Source organism: Paenibacillus sp. PvR098 (assembly GCF_017833255.1).
GTDB lineage: Bacteria > Bacillota > Bacilli > Paenibacillales > NBRC-103111 > Paenibacillus_G.
Map to the genome: position 1 here is coordinate 786396 of NZ_JAFIBU010000001.1, position 22653 is coordinate 809048.

Below are 22653 nucleotides of genomic sequence, written 5' to 3' on the forward strand. Positions count from 1 at the left end.
AGGATGGATGGAGGGCAGCAAAATGGGTAAGCCAACCGGATTTATGGAACATGTGCGGGAAGACTCGAGAGAGCGACAGCCCCTTGAGCGGGTAAAAGACTGGAAGGAATTCTACATCAAGCTTCCGGAAGAGCAATTACGCTTGCAAGGAGCTCGCTGCATGGATTGCGGCATTCCTTACTGTCATACCGGCAAAAATATGAGCGGCAGCGTCTCCGGCTGCCCGGTGAACAACCTCATTCCCGAGTGGAATGATCTCGTATACCGCGGACGCTGGAGAGAAGCGTTGGATCGTTTGCATAAAACAAATAATTTTCCTGAATTCACAGGGCGGGTCTGTCCCGCTCCGTGTGAGGGATCCTGCACGGTCGGCTTAATCGGTGACGCCGTCTCGATCAAGAGCATCGAGCAGGCCATCATCGACAAAGGTTTTGAGGAAGGCTGGGTCGTAGCTGAACCGCCTGCGATTCGTACGGGGAAGAAAGTGGCCGTCGTCGGCTCCGGACCAGCTGGTCTCGCAGCAGCGGCGCAGCTTAACAAAGCAGGCCACACCGTTACCGTCTATGAGCGCTCTGACCGTATCGGCGGACTGCTGATGTACGGTATACCTGCGATGAAGCTGGAGAAGCATATCATCCAGCGCCGGGTGGATTTGCTTGCGGCTGAGGGTGTCCAGTTCGTAACGAATACCGAAGTCGGCAAGGACATTTCTGTCGATACTCTGAAGGCTGAATTCGATGCGATCGTATTGTGCGGCGGAGCTACACGTCCCAGGGAACTTCAAGTAGAGGGTCGCGAGCTGAAAGGGGTCTATCCGGCGATGGAATTCCTGAGCTTGAACACGAAGAGCTTACTGGATTCGAACCATCAGGACGGCCAATTTATTAATGCCGAAGGGAAAGACGTCATCGTCATCGGTGGAGGCGATACGGGTACGGACTGTGTTGCCACATCCGTGCGCCACAAGGCTAACAGCGTAACGCAGTTCCAGCACCGTGCGAAGCCTCCTGAAAAGCGTGCGGTAAATAATCCATGGCCGGAATGGCCAAAGGTGTTCACGGTTGAATACGGCCACAAAGAAGCGGCTGCCGTACATGGCGAAGATCCGCGACGGTTTCTCATCACCACCAAGAAATTGGTGGGTGACGAGAACGGTAACGTTAAGGAGCTTCACACCGCCATTATCGAATGGCAGGAAGACAGCGAAGGCAACTTTGTCGCGGTGGAGGTGCCTGGCAGCCAAAAGGTGTATCCCGCACAACTTGTACTGCTGGCAATGGGCTTCGCAGGGCCGGAAGGCGATCTGCTAGACCAACTGGGTGTAGAACGCGACAACCGTTCAAACGCGAAGGCCGATTATGGTAAGTACCGTACGAATGTTGATAAAGTATTTGCCGCCGGTGACATGCGCCGTGGGCAAAGCTTGATCGTTTGGGCTATCAACGAAGGTCGGGAAGCGGCGAGAGAAATAGATCGTTATTTGATGGGCAGCACTTTGCTGCCATAACGAATAAAGCTTCGGCAACTTAGTTGCCGAAGCTTTATTGTTTTTGCACGTACAAAAGCCCTGTTAAGTCCAACGGGCAGATCCTCCAAGCCTGATTACCCATTTCCTGTTGATGAGATGAATCATTTCCTCGAGAACAGCCAGTGAACACAACGACGCCAGAAAGGGAACGTAGATTATCAGTGAGCCGAAGGTGGAATGCCGAATGACGATCGTGCGGCGGGAAATGTTCGTTTCAACCAAGGTCATCATGCTAATCTCATACCTAATGATTAATGAAGCAGGATTATTAGGTTATTTGTAGAATAATCAACGTTGCTGCACGAATATAGTAGTTCGACAGTAAGTTTAAGGGGATTGAAGATATACGACATCACTTGAAGGTGTGCAAGCATTATAGAGACGAGACTACCTATTGTTTGCTAACCAAGGGAAAGGAAGAGCATCATGACATCAGCAAGGGAAAATAATGAAACCCTACTATTTACTAGAGTGGACAAGAATACGAAATCACTTCCTGTGTCATTTGAAGATTGGGTACAGAAGGCAAAGGACATTTTGGCAGATGGACCGTTTGATTATATCGTTGGCGGGGCTGGAGCGGAGGAGACGTTGGCAGCCAACGTTAAGGCGTTTTCTCGCTGGGCCATTGTACCACGGATGATGCGGGATGTATCCAAACGTTCGGTGCAAATCACGCTTTTTGATGAACAGCTGCGTGCTCCGGTTTTATTGGCGCCAGTCGGCATGCAAGCCATTGCTCATCCGGATGGCGAGCTTGCGACAGCCAAGGCAGCTGCGGCAGCAGGAGTGCCTCTTATAGTCAGCACGGTTTCCTCTTATTCGTTAGAACAGATTGCACAATCGATGGGAGAAGCTCCCCGTTGGTTCCAGCTCTACTGGTCCAATGATCGTGAAGTGTCCGCAAGCATGGTAAATCGGGCGGAAGCAGCAGGTTACTCAGCGATTGTACTAACGGTAGACACGATCATGCAAGGTTGGAAACGCCGAGATTTGCGTAATGGGTATTCTCCGCTTCGGGAAGGTAAGGGGCTGGCTAACTATATTCAGGACCCTGTGTTTTGCTCGCGTTTGTCAGAAGTCACCCCAGAGAAAGCAGTTGAAGAAATTTTTCGGAGTATCTATCATCCGGCATTGAACTGGGCCGACATTGCTTTTTTGCGTAAGCATACGCGCCTTCCGATTTTGTTAAAAGGCATACTTCATCCGGAAGATGCAAAGCTTGCTCTGGAGCATGGCGTAGACGGTATCATTGTATCCAATCACGGCGGCCGCCAGCTTGATGGGGCTATCTCTGCCTTGGATGCATTGCCTCGGATCGCAGAAGTGGTGACTGGACGGATTCCTGTTCTATTGGATAGCGGCGTTCGCACGGGCTCTGACGTTGTAAAAGCGATTGCTTTGGGGGCAAATGCAGTCTTGATCGGCCGTCCGTTCATGCTAGGCTTGGCGGTTGCGGGGGAACAAGGCGTTGCAAGCGTGCTGGACACTGTGTTGGGTGAACTGGATGTATCCATGGCTCTTTCCGGCAGTAATACCATTGCAGACTTGGATCAAAGGATTCTCACTCGCGTGTAAGAAGATTGCCGTGAGGCTTATTGGCGATGGATGATCTTCAAGATAGCGCTCAGAACGGGAACATAACATTATGATTAACAGAAACTTCCACAACATGGAGGTTTCTTTGTTGTGTAAATTTTCCAATCAATTCGGTTTTCTAAAATCCAATCGTTAAGGCAGAAAGCCGCAAAATTACGACAATGCCGTTGGACTCACTGTTATTGCCGCCCATTCTACTTAGAGACTGTAGGCGGATATCAAAAAGCCACTTACAGCTCCCTAATGTGGTGTAAGTGGCTTAAGCCATGCCATTGGTAATGGTACGGAATCGTTCTGTTCAGATTTCCTTCAGCCAGGCGTTCGCCAACGCCATCGCGCCTCTCGCAGCGGCGGTTTCGGCCAGCGCATTCAGCATGACGAAGTCGTGGATGATGCCTTGAAAGCGTGCTGCCGTCACGCGCACGCCGGCTTCGCGGAGCTTGTTGGCATAGGCTTCTCCCTCATCACGCAGGACATCGGCTTCGCCGGTAATGACGAGCGCCTCCGGCAGCCCCTTTAGCTGTTCGGTCGAGGCGCGGAGCGGCGACGCCGTGATCTGGGCCCGTTCCTCGGGGTCGGTCGTGTACTGGTCCCAGAACCATTGCATCCCTTCTCGGCTCAGGAAATAACCTTTTGCGAACTGCTTGTAGGAATCCGTATCGAACGAGGCGTCCGTTACCGGATAGAACAGCAGCTGCTTATGGATGGCGGGGCCTCCGCGATCCTTGGCCATCAGCGTGACGGCAGCGGTCATGTTGCCGCCAACGCTGTCTCCGCCGACCGTCAGCCTGGAAGGATCGGCGCCAATCTCCCTGCCGCTCTCAGCGACCCACTTGACGACGGCATAGATCTCCTCAATCGCAGTTGGATATTTGTTCTCCGGGGAAAGGCTGTAATTCGGAAACACGACCACGGATTGCGATCCCACAGCCAGCTCGCGGATCAGCCGGTCATGGGTGTGCGCATTGCCGAATACCCAGCCGGCACCATGGATATAGACGATAACGGGCAGCAGCGCCGGGGCGTTCTTCGGCTTCAGGATCGTTACCGACACATCTCCGTTTGGTCCGCCCGGTATCGTACGCTCCTCGAGTTCAACGTCCGGCTTTGTGACAGGGCTCGACTGTACCTCATCCACTTTCTCTCGGCCTTTCTCGGGTCCCAGATCGTACAGGTACGGTGGATTTGCCGTGGCTTCCACGAATTTTTGCGCTTCGGGCTCCAGCTTTACTTCATTCGGCATGGTTTATGACTCCTTTCAAATTGGAGTGTTACTTACTTTTTTACACAGAATGTGTGATTCTAAAACCTTTGCAAGTCAGCCACCGTAAGCTTCTGCTTCCTCAGCAGCTCAAGCAGAATGATGTTTAGGCTTGCTCCAACCGCCGACGACCGCATAATTGGCCGTTGCTTGCATGCGGCAATTTATGCAGCTTAGCCCAGTTAGCTCGCACCAACTCTTTTACCCTGCTCTTAGCACTTTTGGCGGCCCAGGAGCAGACGGTGTCAGCACAAGTGTCCGGTACCAAGCTGCACTTGCAATTTCAAGACAAACAAATATCCGCGGCTGTCAATGGCTCGGCTGATCTTTAGAGGCAGCGGCTCAAATCGTGGACGGAAACTTCTACATACCGATTCGTTGGGCTTCAAAGCAGCTTGGACTGGCGACGAAGTGGAACGAGGAACGAAAGACGGCGGGACTTACCACGCCAAGCGCCTATTTGGAGTGGGATTTGGAGCGTCAAACGGTCAGTGTCAACGGAGCATCGATGCCTTTGAAGGAAACATCCTTTATTAGTGAAGGAGCACTGTTGGTAAAGCTGAGTTGGATCGCGCAGTACCTACAGGTGCAATACGCATTTCAACCGAATCCTAGCCGTGTGGACTTAGCCTACGTACAGCAGATGGATACCGCCTATCGTGAGTCAAACTACTCCGAGGACACCTAGCCCAATTCACGTCCCATCGCTATTTTTGTTACCGACAAGTCGTCTTATCGGCTCGGTGAGCCGATCTTTTATATTGATTTGAGCTATGACCCCGATGCCAAGGGTCTTCCAGAATATCGATGGTCCGGTAACAAGCAGGCCTTCTTTGAACCGGGGACCTACTCCGTTTCCTTGCAGAAGCGTGATGGCAGCGGGAATTGGAGCGAGACTGAGGTTCAGAGCGTGAAGGTGACGGATGAACCCTACTTAACCGCATCGGAGTTTCCTTGGCATACCAAGCCTGCCGGCGCAGTAATCAAGGATGAATCGAAACCATGGAATCGCACGCTATCTAGCGCTCCTCAGCTATCTGCTATTGTGACGAGATCCACGGAGAGAGCGTGAATAATCAGCGGGGAAAGCGATGTAATCCGAAATACAGGACTTATTGGGCAGCAATCCGTGAACGGTATATATCACGCGTGAAGGACTGCTTCAGCCGACCGTCTTACATCAGGCTAATGTGAGAGAAGCGGCGGTCAATTTTATGACCCAGCCGGTCTTGGAGGAAAGCTTTGAGGTGAAACCGGGGGGGGGGACGGCGGTATTAAAGCAAGTCTCTCTTGAGCCTGGGCAAGACTTTGCAGTGATTCAAGACATAGAAGCGGTTGGCCAAGCAGAAATCGAATTTGTTGTAATCAAGGCGGGCGAAACAATAAAGCCCTATGGCTCCTATTCCAAAATAAGTGTCGTCAAGGCCGTATATGATACTTCAGAAATTCGCCTGGATGCGGATATCGATGGGAAGAGTATGCCGGTGTTGTCCAAATGGACGCTAGACACTCCTCAGACCTCCGATAGAGGTACTGTGTATTCCTTGCATTTGTATCATCCGCGCCAATCCGTCATTGCATTTCGAGCGAATGAAGGCTATGTCAACGGTGTCGTAAGAGTCAATGGCCATGTGCTGACTTTGCCTCAAGGAGGCTTGACAGATCAGGACGGCGCCTTTGTGGTCTATCGAGCGGAGGGATGGGAATCCGCCGTGCATATCGAATGGTTGGCCGCCCCTGGACGCACGTCTCCGATCGAATGGATATTCTATCCTTTAGAAGAAAAGAAATAAAGATAGAAAGGATTACATAGCTGATGCAACCATTACGTCAACTGCTGCTTACACTAACTACGGTCTTCTCTTTGGGGGCCGTAAGCGGGCAGGCCGCGGCCGGCCCGGAGGTTAGCCACCTGATACTTTATCCCGGCAATACGGTAGTCTATATTAACGGGTCGAAAACACAAACCCAAGTCACAACGCTTGAACAGAACGGAAGATATTACTTGCCTGCTGCGGAGCTGAACGGCTGGTTAGGTATTCCTGTTAAGTGGGATGGAGAGAAGCAGGCGGTGCAAATCACGACGCCGAAGGCGTTTCTGGAGTACTCACTTGCCGACCAAACGGTACTTGAGAACGGTGCAAGCCGCAAATGGGGTACCGATGCGGTCCTTCAGGGTGATCGGCTATACATTGAATTGACCTCGCTGCAGCAATATATTTCTTTTCATGCCAAGGTCGATCAGGAGCTGAAACGAGTCGAGTTGCGGTATGTAAAGCCGGCGGCGAACCGAACGCTGTTTACGAACGATGCCGCGCCGAACGTCAAGCCTGTTGCCAAATTCACCGTGGATAAGGAATCGTACCGGATCGGCGAACCGATACATTACAGCAATCTCAGCTACGATCCGAAGGGAACGAAACTAACGGACATCCAATGGATCGGTAATGCGCATGCGATTTTTACTCCGGGCCTGTACAAGGTTTCTCTCACAGTAACAGACAGCCTAGGGCAATATCAGCACTACATATTCCCGCAATATTCTCGTAAAGGACAAGCCTTACTTAGACAAATTTGAGCACAAGGTATATCACGAGCCTGTAGGAACCTACGTTCGAGAGGAAGAAGCGGTGCTTCGCAAAAATTTGCGCGAAATCCCCCAGATTCCCAAACAAGAGCAGAAGCCTGCGGACCGTCCTCTGATTGTAAGCGATAGTCCGGAGACGTTTACGGAGAAGGGCTTTTTATACCAGGAGAAAGTAAACGGGAAAGCACGGCTGTATGCAACCCATGCCAACGGTATGGATCGAAAAATGAAATTTGCCATCGTTGTACGAAATAGCGATCCGACCCGCAGCGTTACGATCAAGACGACCAATCAAGGGGAGGTATATCCTTCGATCTACGCCAACTTGATGGGGAATGAACCGACGATTGAGTTTCTGCAAGGAAAGAGAGCTGTGGAAACGATGGTGCTTAGGCCGTACGAAACGGCTTATTATTAAGCAATGCCTGATTTCTACCCGGGACAAGGAATGAATGTACTGTATGATGTGGAGACGGATGGTGAGGTATACTTTTCCTTCGTAGCCATGGAGCAGGAAGATGGACTCGAAACGATCGCCTCATTCCCAAGATTGGCTTACAAAGGGAATGTACGAGGAACGTTCAGCGGTTCAGAAGTTCAATGGACCATCGATGCTTCCGCGATCAAGAGGCCTTCCAGCTTCGCTATCGGGGATGGTACATCGGATCAATTTGTTACTGGAACAGATTTTTTCAGCAAAGAGCCTTCGCTCAATCTGGGTAACTACGGTGTGGTATACAAAATCCACATTGATGCTCCGCCGAAAATGTCCGTGCTGATTCTCCCGCGCGGCGGCGTGTTTAGAGGACCGTTCATTGTGAATGGAAAAATCGTTCAAACCCCGCCGTCGGGAGTCATGATGGATTATCAGGGGTATACGATCATTGCTAGGACGAATGGGACCGAGCCGTCACTGGATCTGGAATTTTCTCCGGCCTCGGGATCGGCATTCCCGATCGACGTCATTTTTTATCCGCTAAATCGTAATTAAAACAAGGTAACCGCCTCTAAACGGTGATCGTTCTTTTTGACCGGGCTCATTTAGAGGACATTTGGTAAAGCTTTTGGGTGTATTTTGGAAATAGAATGATTCAAATGATCCTTGCGCAGGCGTCGCCACCGATCACCAATTACAAAATGCAGTCCGCTTCCCATGAGAAGTGAACTGCATTTTTGTGTTTTTAGTCTACTTCAGCCTCATCTTCTTCATTAAACCATAGAGGATCGTCGCAATCCACTTCACCATTATAGTTGATTAGTATCTCATCCCCTGCATTTATATCTGTATAGGCATAGAATTCAAATGTGTGATTGTTAAAGTTAATATCATACGTGGCATTAGGAGTATATGAATGGTTAAACAAACTGCCATATCCTAAGAGGATGGCCGTGTGGTTAGCTCCATACTCATACACATAATCTGCAAGTATTGTTTTCTCTATGAAATCATGGTCCTCATTAGGATAAGGAATGACCGGTGCTTCATGTATAAGAGCACCCTTTGAAATATCTTGTGTCGCAAACACCCCTCTATTGAACTCCCCATTGCTAAGTTTGGAAATTTTTATCTCAATCATACTAATCACCTACGCGCTCTTTAGTCTATGGAGTCACCTTGCTTACTTGATAACGTTTGAAAGAATAATTGTAACTCACCCTCGGTAAAACGGCAAGCAGAACAATTATAACGGGTTACGATACACAAAAAAGGACGGGTGCCAAGTTTAATGCTGCCTCTATTTTATCGCGGTTGGAAAGATAGGCAATGCAACTGAACGAAGCAATTTACGAAGCAGTTTATGTGGATTACGTTATTTATTCCCAATTAATTTCCAATAAATGTGGGTTGTTACACTCTACGGCCCCCCGGTACAATGAAAAAGGAAGAAAGGAGACGATCATATAGTGAAAACATGGACGATAGCCATCCTTTTCTCATTCCTTATACTTTTTTCATTTGCGGTGCATGCGGATCACACGAATGCCGCGCCATCGCTCAAGATGGGCAGTTCCAATGGGGATGTGTGGGATGTGCAGTACCGATTAAAGGTTTTGGGGCACTATAAACAACCCCTTGACGGAAAATACGGGGCACACACAGCCTCCGCAGTTCGCAGTTTCCAAAAAAATTACGGCCTGCCAGCAGACGGCGTTGTTGGGGAACGCACCTGGGCTATGCTTAAAAAATATAGTTTAAATCGGGCAGACATCGATATCATGGCCCGCGTCATACACAGTGAGGCCCGCGGGGAACCTTACATGGGGAAGGTGGCAGTAGGAGCGGTAGTCATGAATCGGATACAGTCGCCTTTATTTCCGAATACCATTAAAGGTGTTGTTTTCCAGCCAAGAGCCTTTACTGCTGTAGATGATGGACAATATTGGTTAACACCGGACCGCAGCGCATATTTAGCAGCCTTCGACGCCGTTCGCGGTTGGGATCCGACGAAGAATTCGCTCTATTACTTTAATCCGATAACGGCAACGAGCGCATGGATTTGGACGCGTCCGCAAGAGTTGAAAATCGGTAACCATATCTTCGCACGTTAATTCGTTATATTAAAAACCAGCACCTCTTATGGTACTGGTTTTTATTTTAGTTTTCTTTCCCCTGAAATCGCCGAGAAAAAGAAGTGAACATTTATTATGCTGCATTAAATATTTGTGATTGGGATATTTTAAGTGAATAATGACTAAAGCCATTGGGAGGATATTTTATGCAGCAGAATTCGCAGCAACAAGGCGTGGGATTTCAGCAAATGCCAGTACGTATCCAAGAGCCGAATATGCATAGAGAAGACTTTTCTTCTCAGAAAGTGATGCCGCAAAACCCTTCGGTCGATGTGAGCATACAGCGAATGCTGACTCAGGCAGGGGTAAGCAACTTCGCCCAGCAGATGCAGCAAATCGGTCAACACCTTCAATATTTAACGGAACGTCTCCATTACGCTCAAAATCAAGTTCAAACTCAAGCCGAGGCACAACTTCGAGAACTTCACCAAATTCAGCAGGCGATCGTCTTGACGATGCAGCAGATGCAACAAGCGCAAATATCGGCAAACATGCAACCGAATCTAATGCAATAACAAACCAACAATGAACAGAACATTGGTACAATCGGTTTGAAAAACTTGATACATAAGGCTATTAGAGTCTTATGCCTGATCAAGCTATCCCAAACTATTATAAAATTTGGGATAGCTTTTTTTATATGGAAACATTTTGTTGCCCACAAACATTTAGTCGCTTTATATTAGCGGTATGTCCTGAAACAATGAATAGAAAGTGGGCTTGACTCGCATCCTTTTGATGAATCAAAATAAAAAATAAGGGTCATAAGAAGACGGGACACATTTTTTTACGGACCCGGTGAATGAGGAATCCCAAGACAAGTGAGTAGATGAGGCTGCGGCGGTAAGGCAGAGATGGCCGTCCAAAGTGGGAATACTAGCATGATCTGGAGGTCAAGCTCTTGGGATAACAAGTTCAGAGAAGTGCAGATCATTCAAAAGTTCGCAGAATATAGTCATTAAGAACTAATCTTTGGTTCTTTTAGGACTAAAATGGTATTCGTACAATTCATGTTGTTCGACACAATCATATCTTATGCGACATTATTCTTAGGTAGTTCATGCGTATTATAATCCGAAATAACTATTTTAACAATAGATTTTTTTGTAATTAAATAGTTCTATTTAACTAATATTTATTTTTGAAACAGTCTGCAACATAATCGGGTGCTGCTTTATTTATCTGCCCCACTGTATGAAGGTATCGTTGTGTGGTATTAATATGTGTATGTCCAAGATTTTCTTGAACTTGCTGCAAAGAAGCTCCATTGAGCAAGGCTAAAGTTGCATTGGTATGTCTAAGCCAGTGGGGAGTCACTTTCTTTTCAAATTCACATTGTTCACGTGCTTTCTGAATAATTTTTTCTATAAGTCTTACAGAAAAGGGGAATATTCGTTTATCTTGAATCGGATTGTAACCCGCCTGTTGTCCTTGACGATATAATTCTTCAATTAGGTTCCACAGCATCCCCGGTACTTTTACTTCACGTTGTTTTCCTCCCTTTCCGTTAATCACAGTTAACCAGTTGGTCGTTTCTTCAGGATCGGTATGGAAATGTCCCCATTCAATGGAGACTAATTCCGACACTCTCAATCCGAGTAATACAAGGGTTAATCCAATGACATAATCACGAAATCCCTGTCTTTTTAGCTGCTCTAATAATGTAATGACCTCTCGTTTGGTCAAGTAGTGATTTTTGCTGGTAACAGATATTTTGGGACTACGAACACATGTAGTAGGATTATGGTCAAAAATCCCGATATTAGGATCACTAGCCCATTTGAATAAGGAACGCAGTGGTGCCAGATGAATGGCGACAGTTGCTGGAGCGTTCGGTTTGTTATTGAAAATACCTTTGATTAACCCCATTTTGTAAACCTCAATTTCCCTCCATGTGACGTCGTTTAGTGATTTATCTCCAATGAATAGTTTGAATTTTCTTATCGCATTTTTATAATTCCTTATTGTGTAATCTGAACGTTGAGCTGTGGCTAAAAACATAGCAACAATCTGGTCATCCGAATAAGATGCGTTATTTTCTTCAAGAACCAGAGCCTTATTAGGCAGATACAATTGTTGCTGCATATATAAATTTTCCTCCTTTTTTTTCGAACAACATGAATTGTACGAATACTATTGTACTATTCCTAAGGCCATGAAGCACCCATGAGTTCGAAAAACAATCGAAAAGGCACACCTATTGAAAAATAGGGTCGCAAAGCTATAGGGGCTACAACACATCGAAATGATGTTACGCCAGCCAGTTACCGAAATGAGATGAAAGTCCTCCTATTTCGGGAGGATTTTTTTGTTGAAAGGGGGTGGAAGAATGAGCTTTATAAATCAACAATTTGCTGTTTTTACCATTAATAAAAGTATGTATGGCCTTCCTATTCAAGAAATTTCGGAAATCATCCGAATGCAAACGGTTAATTGGACGCCCAATTCGCAGCGAGAGGTCTTAGGAATGATTCATCTCAGGGAAAAAGTAATCCCGATTATTAGTCTGCATCGCGTTTTTCTGGAAACGGAAAAAGAGTTAGATTCCAAAACCCGCATTATTGTTATACATGCCAAAGGCAAGGAAATCGGTATTGTGGTAGATGAAGTGGACAAGGTAATGTTATTGCCGGAACAGTATATTAGTCCGCCCCCTTACCGGTCTGAGAATGGCTGGATGAGGGGAGTGTACCATCATGAGGAATTGATTATCGCTCTGGTCCATATGGAAGCGGTATTAGGGAATGTGGATATGGATTTGTTTTAAATTAAACTAAAATGGATATGAGATGAGGAAAACGATGATGAAGTGGTTTTATGATTTAAAAACATCCGTGAAATTGATCACGGCTTTTGTTATGGTTTCGATTATTTTAGCATGTGTTGGTTTTTTTGGATTGTCGAACATGGGAACGGTTAATTCCAGCTTGGAAGATATGTATCACGAAAGGCTTCAACCCGTTAAAAACATGTCGGAAGTACGAATCGCGTTCCAGCAGATGCGGATAGCCATTCGGGATATTGGAAGAGAGGAAACCAGTGCAGGGAAAGATAAGTACGACGATCTAGTCAAAGAAATCAGGAAAGAGATAGAAGCTAAAATCAATGTATACAGCGGGCGCAATTTAACTCCGGAGCAGCAGCGGGCTGTCCAACAATTTAGTTCCGCTTGGCAGGCATATAATCCGTTATTCGATCAAGCGATGCAATTAAGCTATGCGAATCGGGATGATGAGTTCAGAGAGCTGCTATCCGGCGATTTGTCGGCAGTGGGTGACGAATTGGATCATGCGTTGAATGAAATTATCAATATCAATGTGAAAGTTGCAGAGTCAGCATATGCCGATTCAAAGGAAGTGTATACATCATCACAATTTATCACGATCTCTGTCATTATCATTTCATTTGTCATCAGTATAGGTTTAGGGATTTACATTTCCCGAATTATCTCCAGTCCTCTTAACAAGGTCGTCGAATTAGTCACAAAGGTGGCTAAGGGAGATTTGCGGGAAACGACGGACATCGATACCAAGGATGAGATCGGAATTTTAGCAAAATCAATTAACGACATGGTGTTAAGCTTAAGATCAACCGTCGGGGGCATTCTGGCTTCAGCGGAAAGTGTATCGGCAGCGGCACAACAAATTTCTGCCTCCACGGAAGAGATTGCCAGCGGCAGCAACAGTCAGGCCACTGCGGCGCAAACGATGTCCGAACTGTTCAAGGAATTGTCTACAGCCATCAATTCGGTGGCTCAAAGTGCAGAGCAAGCCTCGGAATTGTCCAATAAAACAATGGGGATTGCTCAGGATGGAGGGAAAGTGGTTCGCTCTTCCATTGACGGGATGAATTTGGTCAATCAGCAAGTATCCAGGCTGGAGGAAGACTCCAATAAGATCGGGGAAATTATTGAAGTGATTGACGATATCGCCGATCAGACCAATCTGCTTGCTTTGAACGCAGCGATTGAAGCGGCTCGTGCTGGAGATCAGGGGAGGGGCTTTGCGGTAGTTGCCGATGAAGTCCGCAAATTAGCCGAACGCAGCAGTGAAGCGACCAAGCAGATCACTTCCATTATTAAGGGAATGCAGGAAAACACCCAGCAAAGCGTAAAAGCTGTAGGTGATGGTGTTATATCGTCTCAGAAAACAGGAGAAGCGTTTGACAACATCCTGTCCATGGTTAATGAAACCGCCCATAAAGTTACTGAAATTGCCGCCGCCAGCGAAGAGCAGGCCGCACAGTCCTCCGAAGTGCTGCTATCGATTGAGAGCATCTCCGCAACGACCGAAGAGTCGGCCGCCAGCAGCGAGGAAACAGCGTCCACCGCTCAATCTCTATCGCAACTGGCGGAAGAACTGAACAATACGGTTATGATTTTCAAAATTAACTAATCCGCTCAACTTGAATGGTTTAAATCAACCCCAATCTAACCAGATTGGGGTACCACCACTGAACATAAAGAAGGTGAATTTTCATGGAAAAAAATCGGGATGAACAGTACATAGAGGTGGGCATCGGCAAAGAAAGATATGCGCTTAGAATCTACGAAATTCATGAAATTATCAAGATGCAGGATATTACCGAAATTCCTAATAGCTTATCATATTTGAATGGTGTCATTAATTTGCGGGGTAGTATTGTGCCGATCATTGGTTTGCGCAATCGATTTGGATTACCGGAAAAGGCCCCAACGAAGACAACCCGAATTGTTGTGGTGAATTATGCCGAGGAGATGGTGGGGATCGTCGTGGATCAAGTGAATCAAGTCACGAGCTTTGCGGACATACAGCCTCCACCGGAACGAATCGGCAGCGTGAATGGCTCCTTTTTTGCGGGGATCGGATGTACCGACACCGGGTTGGTCAGCATATTGAAACTGGAAGAGATCCTTCGGGTATAGGAGGAAGTATGATGAATCCGTTATATATGTCCGAGCTCAAAAGCGTATTTTTGGACGAGGTCGAAGAACAGCTTCAAATCATGGATCAGGACGTATTGCATCTGGAGCAAGCCGGGGAATCGGGGGAAACGATTCAAAGCTTATTTCGGGCAGCGCACACGTTGAAGGGTTCTTCTGCTGCGATGGGTTTCGAAGAGATGAAGCAGCTGACGCATGAAATGGAGCATCTCTTGGATCAAGTGCGCAATCGGCAAGTGCGTGTTACAGGCGCAATGATCAATTTGTTATTTAATTGCCTGGATCATCTGCAAATATTGAGAGAAGAGTTTATTGCCGGAGAAGCCATCTCAACAGAGATATCTCCATTATTGGAGGAACTGAGGCGTGCCATAAAGCCGAAAAACCAGTTCAGGCAAGATACGGTAATCACTAATGAACAGGCCTCTTCATTTCAAACCAGGATTGGCCCGGATATCGTCTTGAAGGCTGTACAATTACAAGAAAAGGGGTCTCGCGTGTTTGTCGTACGTGTCAGGCTCACCGTTGAATGCGTAATGAAATCGGTTCGTGCCGCTGTGATCTTACAACAGCTTTGTTCAATTGGTGAGGTTCTGTATAGCGATCCCTCATCGGAGAATCTGCGTGAAGAAGACGACAGTGTGTACGAACAATTCCTTATTCTGCTAGCTTCTCAAGCTGAAGCATCGAAAATTCAAGATGTCCTCCTATCCTTCTTGGATGTGGCTGAAGCGGAGGCTTCTCTCTACCTGGCGGAAATGAATGAAAGTAACCCCCTTGAAGCTACAGTAGGCATTCATATGAATTCTCAAAAAAACGATAACATGCCCGCTGCCGGAGAGGGGAAGCGGAAACCGCAAACGATCCGGGTGGATGTGGAACGGTTGGAGCATCTGATGAACTTGGTGGGAGAGCTTGTCATTGATCAAACTCGGATGAGCCAAGTTGGAAATATATTAAACCATCGTTATACGACTGATGATACGGTGGCTGAACTGGGGCAAGTATCCGATCATGTCTCCCGGGTGATCGGGGAATTGCAGGAAAGCGTCATGAAGGTACGCATGCTTCCGCTTGAGCAATTATTCAATCGGTTTCCGCGAATGGTTCGGGATTTAGCACAGTCATTGAACAAAGAGATCGAATTGATCATTGGGGGAAGTGAAACCGAACTGGATCGAACGGTCATTGAAGAAATTGGAGATCCGCTTATTCATTTAATCCGAAATGCGGTGGACCATGGGATGGAGACGACGGCGGAACGAATAAGAGTCGGGAAACCTTCCAGAGGGATACTGCGAATTACTGCTGCACACGAAGAGAACCAAGTGGTCATAACGGTAGAAGATGACGGGCCGGGTATCGACCCCGGGCGAATAAGGGAATCGGCTGTCCGTAAAGGCGTCGTTACGGAGGACGAAGCCCAGAAGCTTTCCGACCGGGAGGCCGTCTATCTGATATTCCGCCCCGGCTTCTCAACTGCGGCAGCCGTCAGTGATATATCCGGTCGGGGAGTCGGAATGGATATTGTCCGCAATCATATCGAAAAACTGAACGGTCTAATCGATATTGAATCCAAACCGGGAGAAGGGACCCGGTTTAAAATCAAACTACCGTTAACTTTGGCGATTATTACCGGTCTGTTAATCAAGTTAAGCGGAAGGACCTTTATTCTGCCGATGAGCTGCGTCATAGAGATTGTTCGTATGCCGATAGAGGCCTTTCAAACAATCAAAAAAGACCCTGTGGTTGTCATTCGGGAAGAAGTGCTGCCGGTCGTCTGGCTGCACGATCATTTCCGTATTCCAAGGACACAGGATGAACGTAAACAGATGCCTGTTGTCGTGGTAGGCACTGCCGACAAGCGAATCGCATTGGTGGTAGATGAACTGAATGGGAATCAGGAGATCGTGGTGAAATCGTTGGGCGCTTATGTGGGCAAGACAGGCGGCGTTTCGGGTGCTACGATCTTGGGGGATGGGAGAGTTGCTTTGATTCTGGAGGTTTCGGGAATTTGCCAATTCATCGGAAAAGGCGTGTGAGCGGTGCAATCGTGGATTAGGAGTGATAAAACATCGTGAGGGTTTTAATTGTGGATGACGCTGCATTTATGCGGATGACGCTTCGGAAAATCTTGGAATCGGCAGGCCATGAGGTGGCGGGTGAAGCCGTGGACGGAGATGATGCCATTTTAAAATATAACGAGCTCAAGCCCGATTTGGTGACTATGGATATTACGATGCCACGGAAGGATGGAATTGCGGCTACTAAAGCCATACGTTCTGTCGATCCGAATGCGAAAATCTTGATTACTTCGGCGATGGGACAAGCTGCGATGGTTAAGGAAGCCGTGTTGTCCGGCGCATTTGATTTTATAGTTAAGCCTGTGGATGAGGATCGCTTGTTAGCGGCTGTCACTAAGGCCTCGATAACCTATTACGAAAACACTATAAAGACATAATTCTATAATGTGGCGGATATTAGTTTCTGTCGATCGACATTGCCGGCGGAGAGGAATCTTAGATGTCCCGATTATCCTACGCGGTTTGGCATATGATATACCACAGCTGTTTAAACACCTGCATAACCACATGCAGGTGTTTTCTATATGTAGGGAGCGATCATTAAATGTTAAAAAAAGGGGCCAACATCATAACATCGCTTTTAAATCCATAATTCAAGGAGAGAGTTGTCGTCATGCTTGATCGGGGCTGAATACGGGTAAAGTAACTTCATCCAAGTATACTTCGGATGGGGTGTTGAGTGGGATGAAGGACCAAACAACGATAGAGTTCGTTCATAATGAATTTGACTGGAAAAACTTTTTGCATAATAATCATTTCAAAACGGATTTAACTTTATTTCATAAAGAATTAGACGACAGAAAAGAAGATTTGTCTGAGCTTCGCTGGCTGCTTTTGGAAATCCGGAGGGTGCTGGAGCTTTACCGGGGCGCTTTTCCGCATGGACAGTTCGAACGGGAGCTGAGGGCGGCTTTTACACGTCAGGCGGACGTGTTGGAGAAGCAGGTGGCCGGATATGAAACCAAGCTGGAAGAATGCGATTTGAACGCTTACCTTGCTGTGAAGTATGAAATTCGAACGCTTTTCAAGCAGCTTGGTGCGATCGTGGCGGGAAGCGATTGGCAATCTCCATGTAAAAGACTTAAGAATCCTCCTCCGGATGTCCCCGAGGAGGCAGGTTTTGCACAGGAGGAGCAAGGCACATACATGCGCAGCTATGGCAGCGAGACGGTTAAGGAGTACGAGGAGGCTTCGCTGGCGGCATTTTACTCGTTGTCTGCAGACATTCGTAAGCAGAGTGTCGGTTTTCTGACGACATCGGGAATGAAGGCGCTGGAGCTTGCGTTGATCGCTTATAAGACCTTCACACGTGAAACCCTCCCATTTTATTATCAAAAAGGCTTCTATTGCGAAGGGGTTGACTTGGCCAAAACGCTAATGATCACCCCGTTGGAACTGGATCCGGCGGAGATCTATATGGAAGTGGAGGCCAACAAGCCTATCGGCTGTTTGCTTGTGGATCCTGGAATGTGCTGGCCGGTTAGGCCCGCAGTTGATCTTGCGAGGCTATTTGAAGGCTTGTCTTGTCACAAACAGAGCCAGCCGCTTTATGTCATCGTGGACCGGACGCTGACGAGTGTGGCTAACCCGTTGTTCGAGAGGTATGCGGACCGACTGCCGCCTCATGTCGTGCTGATCAGTGTAGAAAGCGGGATCAAGTACATGCAGTACGGCCTTGAGCTGGCTAATGTAGGTTATCTAGTCGCCGTTGGTAGGACGCTGAGAAGCGAATCACATCGTGAGAAGTGGGTTGCTCTGTTGTCGCTCCTGGACGCGGGTGCCGATCCGCTCACCGTCCGTCAGTTGCCGGCACCTGACCTTAAGCGGTTAACGGCCCGCTTATCCAGATTAAACCGCAATGCCTACTGGATGGACGCCTTTTTGAGTCATATGGCGCGGGAGGGGAAAGTTGCGGCTTTTTACCGCTCGGTGGAGCCTTCTTCCCAATATGATTTGAACGGTAGGAATTGGATCGGTTCGGTCTTTTATATTCAACTTCCGGGGCATCGTTCGGAGCAGGAATATCAAGCCTGGATTGATGATTTTGTCGTGTCGTCGCCCGAGGAGGTACATTTCGTGTCCGGCGGAAGCTTCGGGTTCGATACGTTTCGGATGAACGCTGTAGGCGACGTAAGCGGCAAAGAAAACGCGTTGCGAGTGTCCGTCGGTCGAGACCCATTAGGCCAGCTTTTGTTGAAGCTCAAATATATGTACAGCTATGTACAGCCATAGTGAAAAGTAACTGGTTCATTTCCGCAACACCTTCGCATGTCGCACTTTTGCCGGTACGTGTGCACAATAAAAGCCGACTGCGTGTTCTTGGCAGCCGGTATTTTACTATGCCATTTTGTACATTATTCAATATGGTAATGTGATGAAGTTAACTAAGGCGATATGGATCGAGGATGAATCGGGAAAAAAACACCTGTTACGTGACAAACGGACCGAACTGGTCGATCCAGTGTTTTACATCTCAATAAACATAATATGGCTTTTAACTTAAAAAACAATATTATAACAAGGAAGAAGTGGAGGTTCCACGGTCATGGAAAGCAGCAGGACAGTCTAGAACATTCTTTGCATGTTGTGAACTGTTTTTTCTGTTCTTTATGGGATAAAACTATTTTGCAAGTAGAATCGTGGTTTTGCAACCGTAAATATTCATACCTTTGGAGTTGGTTTATCATAAATTTGGGCTAAAGGGCTGAAAATAGCCCTTTTATGCGAATTCTGTGTCGACTACATACGAAGTTACCGTTTCATTAAACAAAATACTGGTGAATAGAACAACGGCGAGATCGTCCTACCACGAGAGGAGTTTTGAAAATGAATTTAAAACAAAAGATGGGTAAAGTATTTATGGCATGTGCCCTTGTTGCAGGAGTAGGTACTGCTGTTTCTCCTTCTGTAAACGCTGCAACAGAAGTTATTCCAGGTGGAGCAATTTATGGTCCTTTTTACACAAAGGTTACTAAGAGCGAATTGAATTCTTGGAAGTGTAGCTGGAATACGATCTGTAAAAAAACAAAGCCGTTAGTAATCAAACGTTATGGTAGTGTAAATAAGAAGAGTTCTTACACAGTATCATATCGTAACAAAGTAATTCAACGTCATGTCTATTCACATACTGGTAGTGTAGTAAACTTGAAACTTGTTAAATAATAGTTTCATTTAAACGGGAAACAATACTTCAACCTACACGAAAGAGCAGGCTCCGCAACTCGGGTCTGCTCATTTTTCTGTGCTAGCGGCGCAGGCAGATGTCTTTGGATTAAGGATTATCCTCGGCAGCTGTGTAGAGTCTATTGCGATGTAAGCAGATCTTTATGAAAGGTTAAGCAGCTGCCAAGTGTTTTGTTCAAATACAGAACAGATGCTTCTTAGTCGCTACTAGTCATCGCATTCGCCTTTTATATTTTTTTGGTAAAAGACTGGCTTCCCCGGTCTTTTGCTGCAACATAACATCGGATGTGTGTTTTGCATTGCTCTTTTCTGGGCAGTATGTTTTTATACTCTGATGAAAGGGTAAGTATTGTTGTATTTGACCAGTAATAATCCAGGGAGGTATTACATGAAAGCCGTAACGTTTCAGGGAGCAAAGGACATCCAGGTTAAGGAAGTCGCAGATCCGAAGTTGCATAAGTCTGACGACATTATTGTGCGGATTACCTCTACAGCCATTTGCGGGTCAGATCTTCATATCTATCAAGGAGCATTACCGGCAGCCAAGGATTATGTGATCGGACATGAGCCTATGGGAATTGTCGAAGAAGTGTCCCCTGGTGTCACAAGGGTAAAGAAAGGCGACCGGGTCGTGTTGCCATTCAATATCTCTTGCGGCCAATGTTTCTATTGCCATCACGAGATGGAAAGTCAATGTGATCATTCGAATAAAGATTCAGCCATCGATTCGGGCGGATATTTCGGTTTCACGGAACGTTACGGCAACTACCCGGGGGGCCAAGCGGAATATCTTCACGTTCCGTACGGCAACTTCATGCCGTTCGTCATACCGGAGTCCTGCGAACTTCCGGATGAAGCGCTGTTGTTTATGTCAGATGTTCTCCCTACCGCCTATTGGAGTGTAGAGAACGCCGGCGTGGAACAAGGAGATACGGTCGTCGTGCTGGGCTGCGGTCCTGTTGGACTGATGACGCAAAAATTCGCATGGATGAGAGGGGCCAAGAGAGTGATCGCAATCGATAATGTCCCATATCGGCTCAACCATGCGAAAAAAATGAACAATGTCGAAATAATCAATTTTGATGACTATAACGATTACGACGATGTGGGCAAGTATATAAGGGAAATGACCAAAGGCGGAGCGGACGTTGTCATCGATTGCGTGGGCATGGACGGCAAGAAGTCCACGATCGAGGCCATTGAACAGAAGCTCAAGCTTCAAGGCGGAACACTTAGTCCAATCAAAATCGCATTAGATGCCGTCCGGAAATTCGGGACGATCCAGCTCACCGGTGTGTACGGCGCCAAGTACAACATGTTCCCGCTCGGCAATATTTTCGAACGGAATATCACTCTGAAGATGGGACAGGCTCCTGTCATCCACTACATGCCTATGCTGTTTGAAAAGATTACGGCTGGTGAATTTGATCCAACGGAAATCATCACGCACCAGGTCCCGCTCGAGAGAGCGGCAGATGTTTATAAGATCTTTAACGATCATGAGGAAGATTGCATCAAGGTCGTGCTGAAACCATAGCAAGCAATCGATTAAATCGACTCTCGCTCTGGATACACAACTAAGGGATAATGATTGTTTAATACCGAAAGGGCTGCCGGCTGGCAGCCCTTTCGCTCCGATAACGGGCAAGTTAACGCACTCTTTCAACCATTTGATAAGAAGTATGTGCCTAAACCATAACAGGAATGAAGTATGTTATAATCGGAATTGGGTTAAGAACCCTGTTTCAAAGGATCCAGCCATCTTACTGATTATGGGAGCCATGTGTTCGATGGTTTATTGGGATGAACAATTCTGTCAACGATTAGCCGATACGGGACGATATTTATTCTATATGATAAGCGAGATGTTGGACGTTCCACTTCCTATGAGCCGGGGAGTTCCTAGTATACCGTGGAAGACATGGCAAGGGTGACAATTCGGTTGTACCGATTGTGTTACCCTTCTTCTTATTGAAGATAAGTGTTGGAAGCGTTGAAGCTAACAGGGGACGCTAATTCATTGTACTGAAGGAGATAGATGACTTGCATCTATTAGCTAAGGAGTTAAGCAAGTGTAATGAGATTACAGTATATGATGCTACCCAGTTATATGGGGAAATAGGGAAATATCGATTCTTGCAGTTTTCAGATGATGCTATACAAGGTGCAATAGACTTGATGGATCCGAAGCGCATCGTGCTAGAATACCCGAGGGCAATTATACAATTAATGGAATGTAACGATCCTCATTTCGAAAACGTGTTTATCATAGGCCATGGGATTGGTACGATCGCAGGCCATTACCAGAACAAGCGATTTAGAACAGCGGAAATCGACGAGAAAGTGGTGGAGTTAAGCAAGGCGTTTTTTAGATACAAAAAGGATAATGTTATTGTCGGAGATGGCCGCCAGATCCTTATGAATGAAGAACCGAATGAATTTGATTATATTATCCTGGATGCCTTCACCAAAGAGGGTACTCCGGTTCATTTAACAACCATGGAATTTTTCGAAATGACCAAGGAAAAGCTCAACTCTCGGGGATCTATTATCATGAATCTAATGGGAAAAGCCAAGAACGATAAACTAATTAATGCCATTCATACGACTCTTAGAGAAACCTATGTTTACACAAAAGCTTTTTCCCTACCGGGAAAGGATGTGTCTGACATAAGGAATATCATATTAATTGGAAGCAACAAGAACATTGATTTCCCACGGGATATGGCAGGCTTTTTTGAGATCGAATTAGGACAAGGACATATCATACTGGACAGAGAACCAAGATTTTCTTGAATGAACTGGCACAATATAAAGGAGTTAACAGATCGTGTGATGGTACGCCGACAGATTTTAGTTCCTACTTGTATAGCCCTAATTTTAAACGACAAGATCCATTTCTTTTGCTGAAAGCTAGTT

The 22653-nt window shown here is 46.7% G+C and carries 21 protein-coding genes, 2 pseudogenes and 1 riboswitch; of the genes and pseudogenes, 20 read left to right on the top strand and 3 right to left on the bottom strand.

All coding sequences use genetic code 11. From position 1 onward, the window contains the following. Positions 1–22 precede the first annotated feature (22 nt). On the top strand, positions 23–1507 hold the full coding sequence (locus JOE45_RS03855) for a glutamate synthase subunit beta (RefSeq protein WP_210021441.1): 1485 nt from the start codon (positions 23–25) through the stop codon (positions 1505–1507). 447 nt (positions 1508–1954) lie between these two features. Next, positions 1955–3106, top strand: a complete 1152-nt coding sequence (locus tag JOE45_RS03860; protein WP_210021440.1) for an alpha-hydroxy-acid oxidizing protein — start codon at positions 1955–1957, stop codon at positions 3104–3106. A gap of 319 nt (positions 3107–3425) precedes the next feature. Here JOE45_RS03860 and JOE45_RS03865 read toward each other — a convergent pair whose 3' ends face one another. Beyond that, entirely contained in the window at positions 3426–4370 is a 945-nt protein-coding gene (locus JOE45_RS03865) for an alpha/beta hydrolase (RefSeq protein ID WP_210021439.1), read from the bottom strand. Between the two features lie 361 nt (positions 4371–4731). Here JOE45_RS03865 and JOE45_RS03870 point away from each other — a divergent pair. From JOE45_RS03870 to JOE45_RS03895, 6 genes and pseudogenes are all read left to right on the top strand, one after another. Next, a pseudogene (locus JOE45_RS03870) lies at positions 4732–5076 on the top strand (stalk domain-containing protein); the annotation flags it as partial. Positions 5077–5247: 171 nt separating this feature from the next. After that, positions 5248–5460 (top strand): hypothetical protein, encoded by a 213-nt coding sequence (locus JOE45_RS03875; protein WP_210021437.1) that lies wholly within the window; start codon positions 5248–5250, stop codon positions 5458–5460. Positions 5461–5602: 142 nt separating this feature from the next. Beyond that, positions 5603–6181: a hypothetical protein gene (locus JOE45_RS03880; RefSeq protein ID WP_210021436.1), complete on the top strand. Its 579-nt coding sequence runs from the start codon at positions 5603–5605 to the stop codon at positions 6179–6181. Positions 6182–6204: 23 nt separating this feature from the next. Next, entirely contained in the window at positions 6205–6966 is a 762-nt protein-coding gene (locus tag JOE45_RS03885) for a stalk domain-containing protein (protein ID WP_210021435.1), read from the top strand. A gap of 52 nt (positions 6967–7018) precedes the next feature. Beyond that, the gene (locus tag JOE45_RS03890) at positions 7019–7393 is read left to right on the top strand and encodes a hypothetical protein (protein WP_210021434.1); all 375 of its coding nucleotides are present in this window, start codon (positions 7019–7021) and stop codon (positions 7391–7393) included. 30 nt (positions 7394–7423) lie between these two features. Then, the gene (locus JOE45_RS03895; protein ID WP_210021433.1) at positions 7424–7966 is read left to right on the top strand and encodes a hypothetical protein; all 543 of its coding nucleotides are present in this window, start codon (positions 7424–7426) and stop codon (positions 7964–7966) included. Between the two features lie 190 nt (positions 7967–8156). On the opposite strand, the gene JOE45_RS03900 is transcribed toward JOE45_RS03895, so the two are convergent. Next, entirely contained in the window at positions 8157–8552 is a 396-nt protein-coding gene (locus JOE45_RS03900; protein ID WP_210021432.1) for an SET domain-containing protein, read from the bottom strand. Positions 8553–8919: 367 nt separating this feature from the next. Here JOE45_RS03900 and sleB point away from each other — a divergent pair, with 367 nt between their 5' ends. Both sleB and JOE45_RS03910 read left to right on the top strand, forming a co-directional pair. Further along, positions 8920–9525, top strand: coding sequence for a spore cortex-lytic enzyme (gene sleB / locus JOE45_RS03905; protein WP_348632580.1), 606 nt, complete (start codon positions 8920–8922; stop codon positions 9523–9525). 167 nt (positions 9526–9692) lie between these two features. Continuing rightward, a complete protein-coding gene (locus tag JOE45_RS03910) occupies positions 9693–10061 on the top strand; it encodes a hypothetical protein (protein WP_210021431.1) in 369 nt (122 codons plus the stop codon). A gap of 613 nt (positions 10062–10674) precedes the next feature. Here JOE45_RS03910 and JOE45_RS03915 read toward each other — a convergent pair. Continuing rightward, the gene (locus JOE45_RS03915) at positions 10675–11631 is read right to left on the bottom strand and encodes a tyrosine-type recombinase/integrase (RefSeq protein ID WP_210021430.1); all 957 of its coding nucleotides are present in this window, start codon (positions 11629–11631) and stop codon (positions 10675–10677) included. A 95-nt stretch (positions 11632–11726) separates the two neighbouring features. Continuing rightward, a riboswitch (cyclic di-GMP riboswitch) is annotated at positions 11727–11818 on the top strand. 57 nt (positions 11819–11875) lie between these two features. Here JOE45_RS03915 and JOE45_RS03920 point away from each other — a divergent pair. From JOE45_RS03920 to JOE45_RS03965, 10 genes and pseudogenes are all read left to right on the top strand, one after another. After that, positions 11876–12313: a chemotaxis protein CheW gene (locus JOE45_RS03920; RefSeq protein WP_210021429.1), complete on the top strand. Its 438-nt coding sequence runs from the start codon at positions 11876–11878 to the stop codon at positions 12311–12313. Between the two features lie 37 nt (positions 12314–12350). After that, a complete protein-coding gene (locus tag JOE45_RS03925; protein ID WP_210023434.1) occupies positions 12351–13940 on the top strand; it encodes a methyl-accepting chemotaxis protein in 1590 nt (529 codons plus the stop codon). Between the two features lie 83 nt (positions 13941–14023). Next, positions 14024–14449, top strand: a complete 426-nt coding sequence (locus tag JOE45_RS03930; RefSeq protein ID WP_210021428.1) for a chemotaxis protein CheW — start codon at positions 14024–14026, stop codon at positions 14447–14449. Between the two features lie 8 nt (positions 14450–14457). Continuing rightward, positions 14458–16509 carry a chemotaxis protein CheA gene (locus JOE45_RS03935; protein WP_245246573.1) on the top strand — a complete coding sequence of 684 codons (2052 nt, stop codon included), beginning with the start codon at positions 14458–14460 and terminating at the stop codon, positions 16507–16509. Positions 16510–16544: 35 nt separating this feature from the next. Beyond that, positions 16545–16928 carry a response regulator gene (locus JOE45_RS03940; protein ID WP_210021426.1) on the top strand — a complete coding sequence of 128 codons (384 nt, stop codon included), beginning with the start codon at positions 16545–16547 and terminating at the stop codon, positions 16926–16928. A gap of 307 nt (positions 16929–17235) precedes the next feature. Beyond that, entirely contained in the window at positions 17236–18783 is a 1548-nt protein-coding gene (locus tag JOE45_RS03945) for a hypothetical protein (protein WP_210021425.1), read from the top strand. Between the two features lie 594 nt (positions 18784–19377). Continuing rightward, positions 19378–19713, top strand: a complete 336-nt coding sequence (locus JOE45_RS03950; RefSeq protein WP_210021424.1) for a hypothetical protein — start codon at positions 19378–19380, stop codon at positions 19711–19713. A gap of 409 nt (positions 19714–20122) precedes the next feature. Next, entirely contained in the window at positions 20123–21271 is a 1149-nt protein-coding gene (locus tag JOE45_RS03955) for a zinc-dependent alcohol dehydrogenase (RefSeq protein ID WP_210021423.1), read from the top strand. A gap of 214 nt (positions 21272–21485) precedes the next feature. Further along, a pseudogene (locus JOE45_RS23945) lies at positions 21486–21637 on the top strand (alpha/beta hydrolase); the annotation flags it as partial. A 122-nt stretch (positions 21638–21759) separates the two neighbouring features. Then, entirely contained in the window at positions 21760–22530 is a 771-nt protein-coding gene (locus JOE45_RS03965; protein ID WP_210023433.1) for a spermidine synthase, read from the top strand. Positions 22531–22653 lie beyond the last annotated feature (123 nt).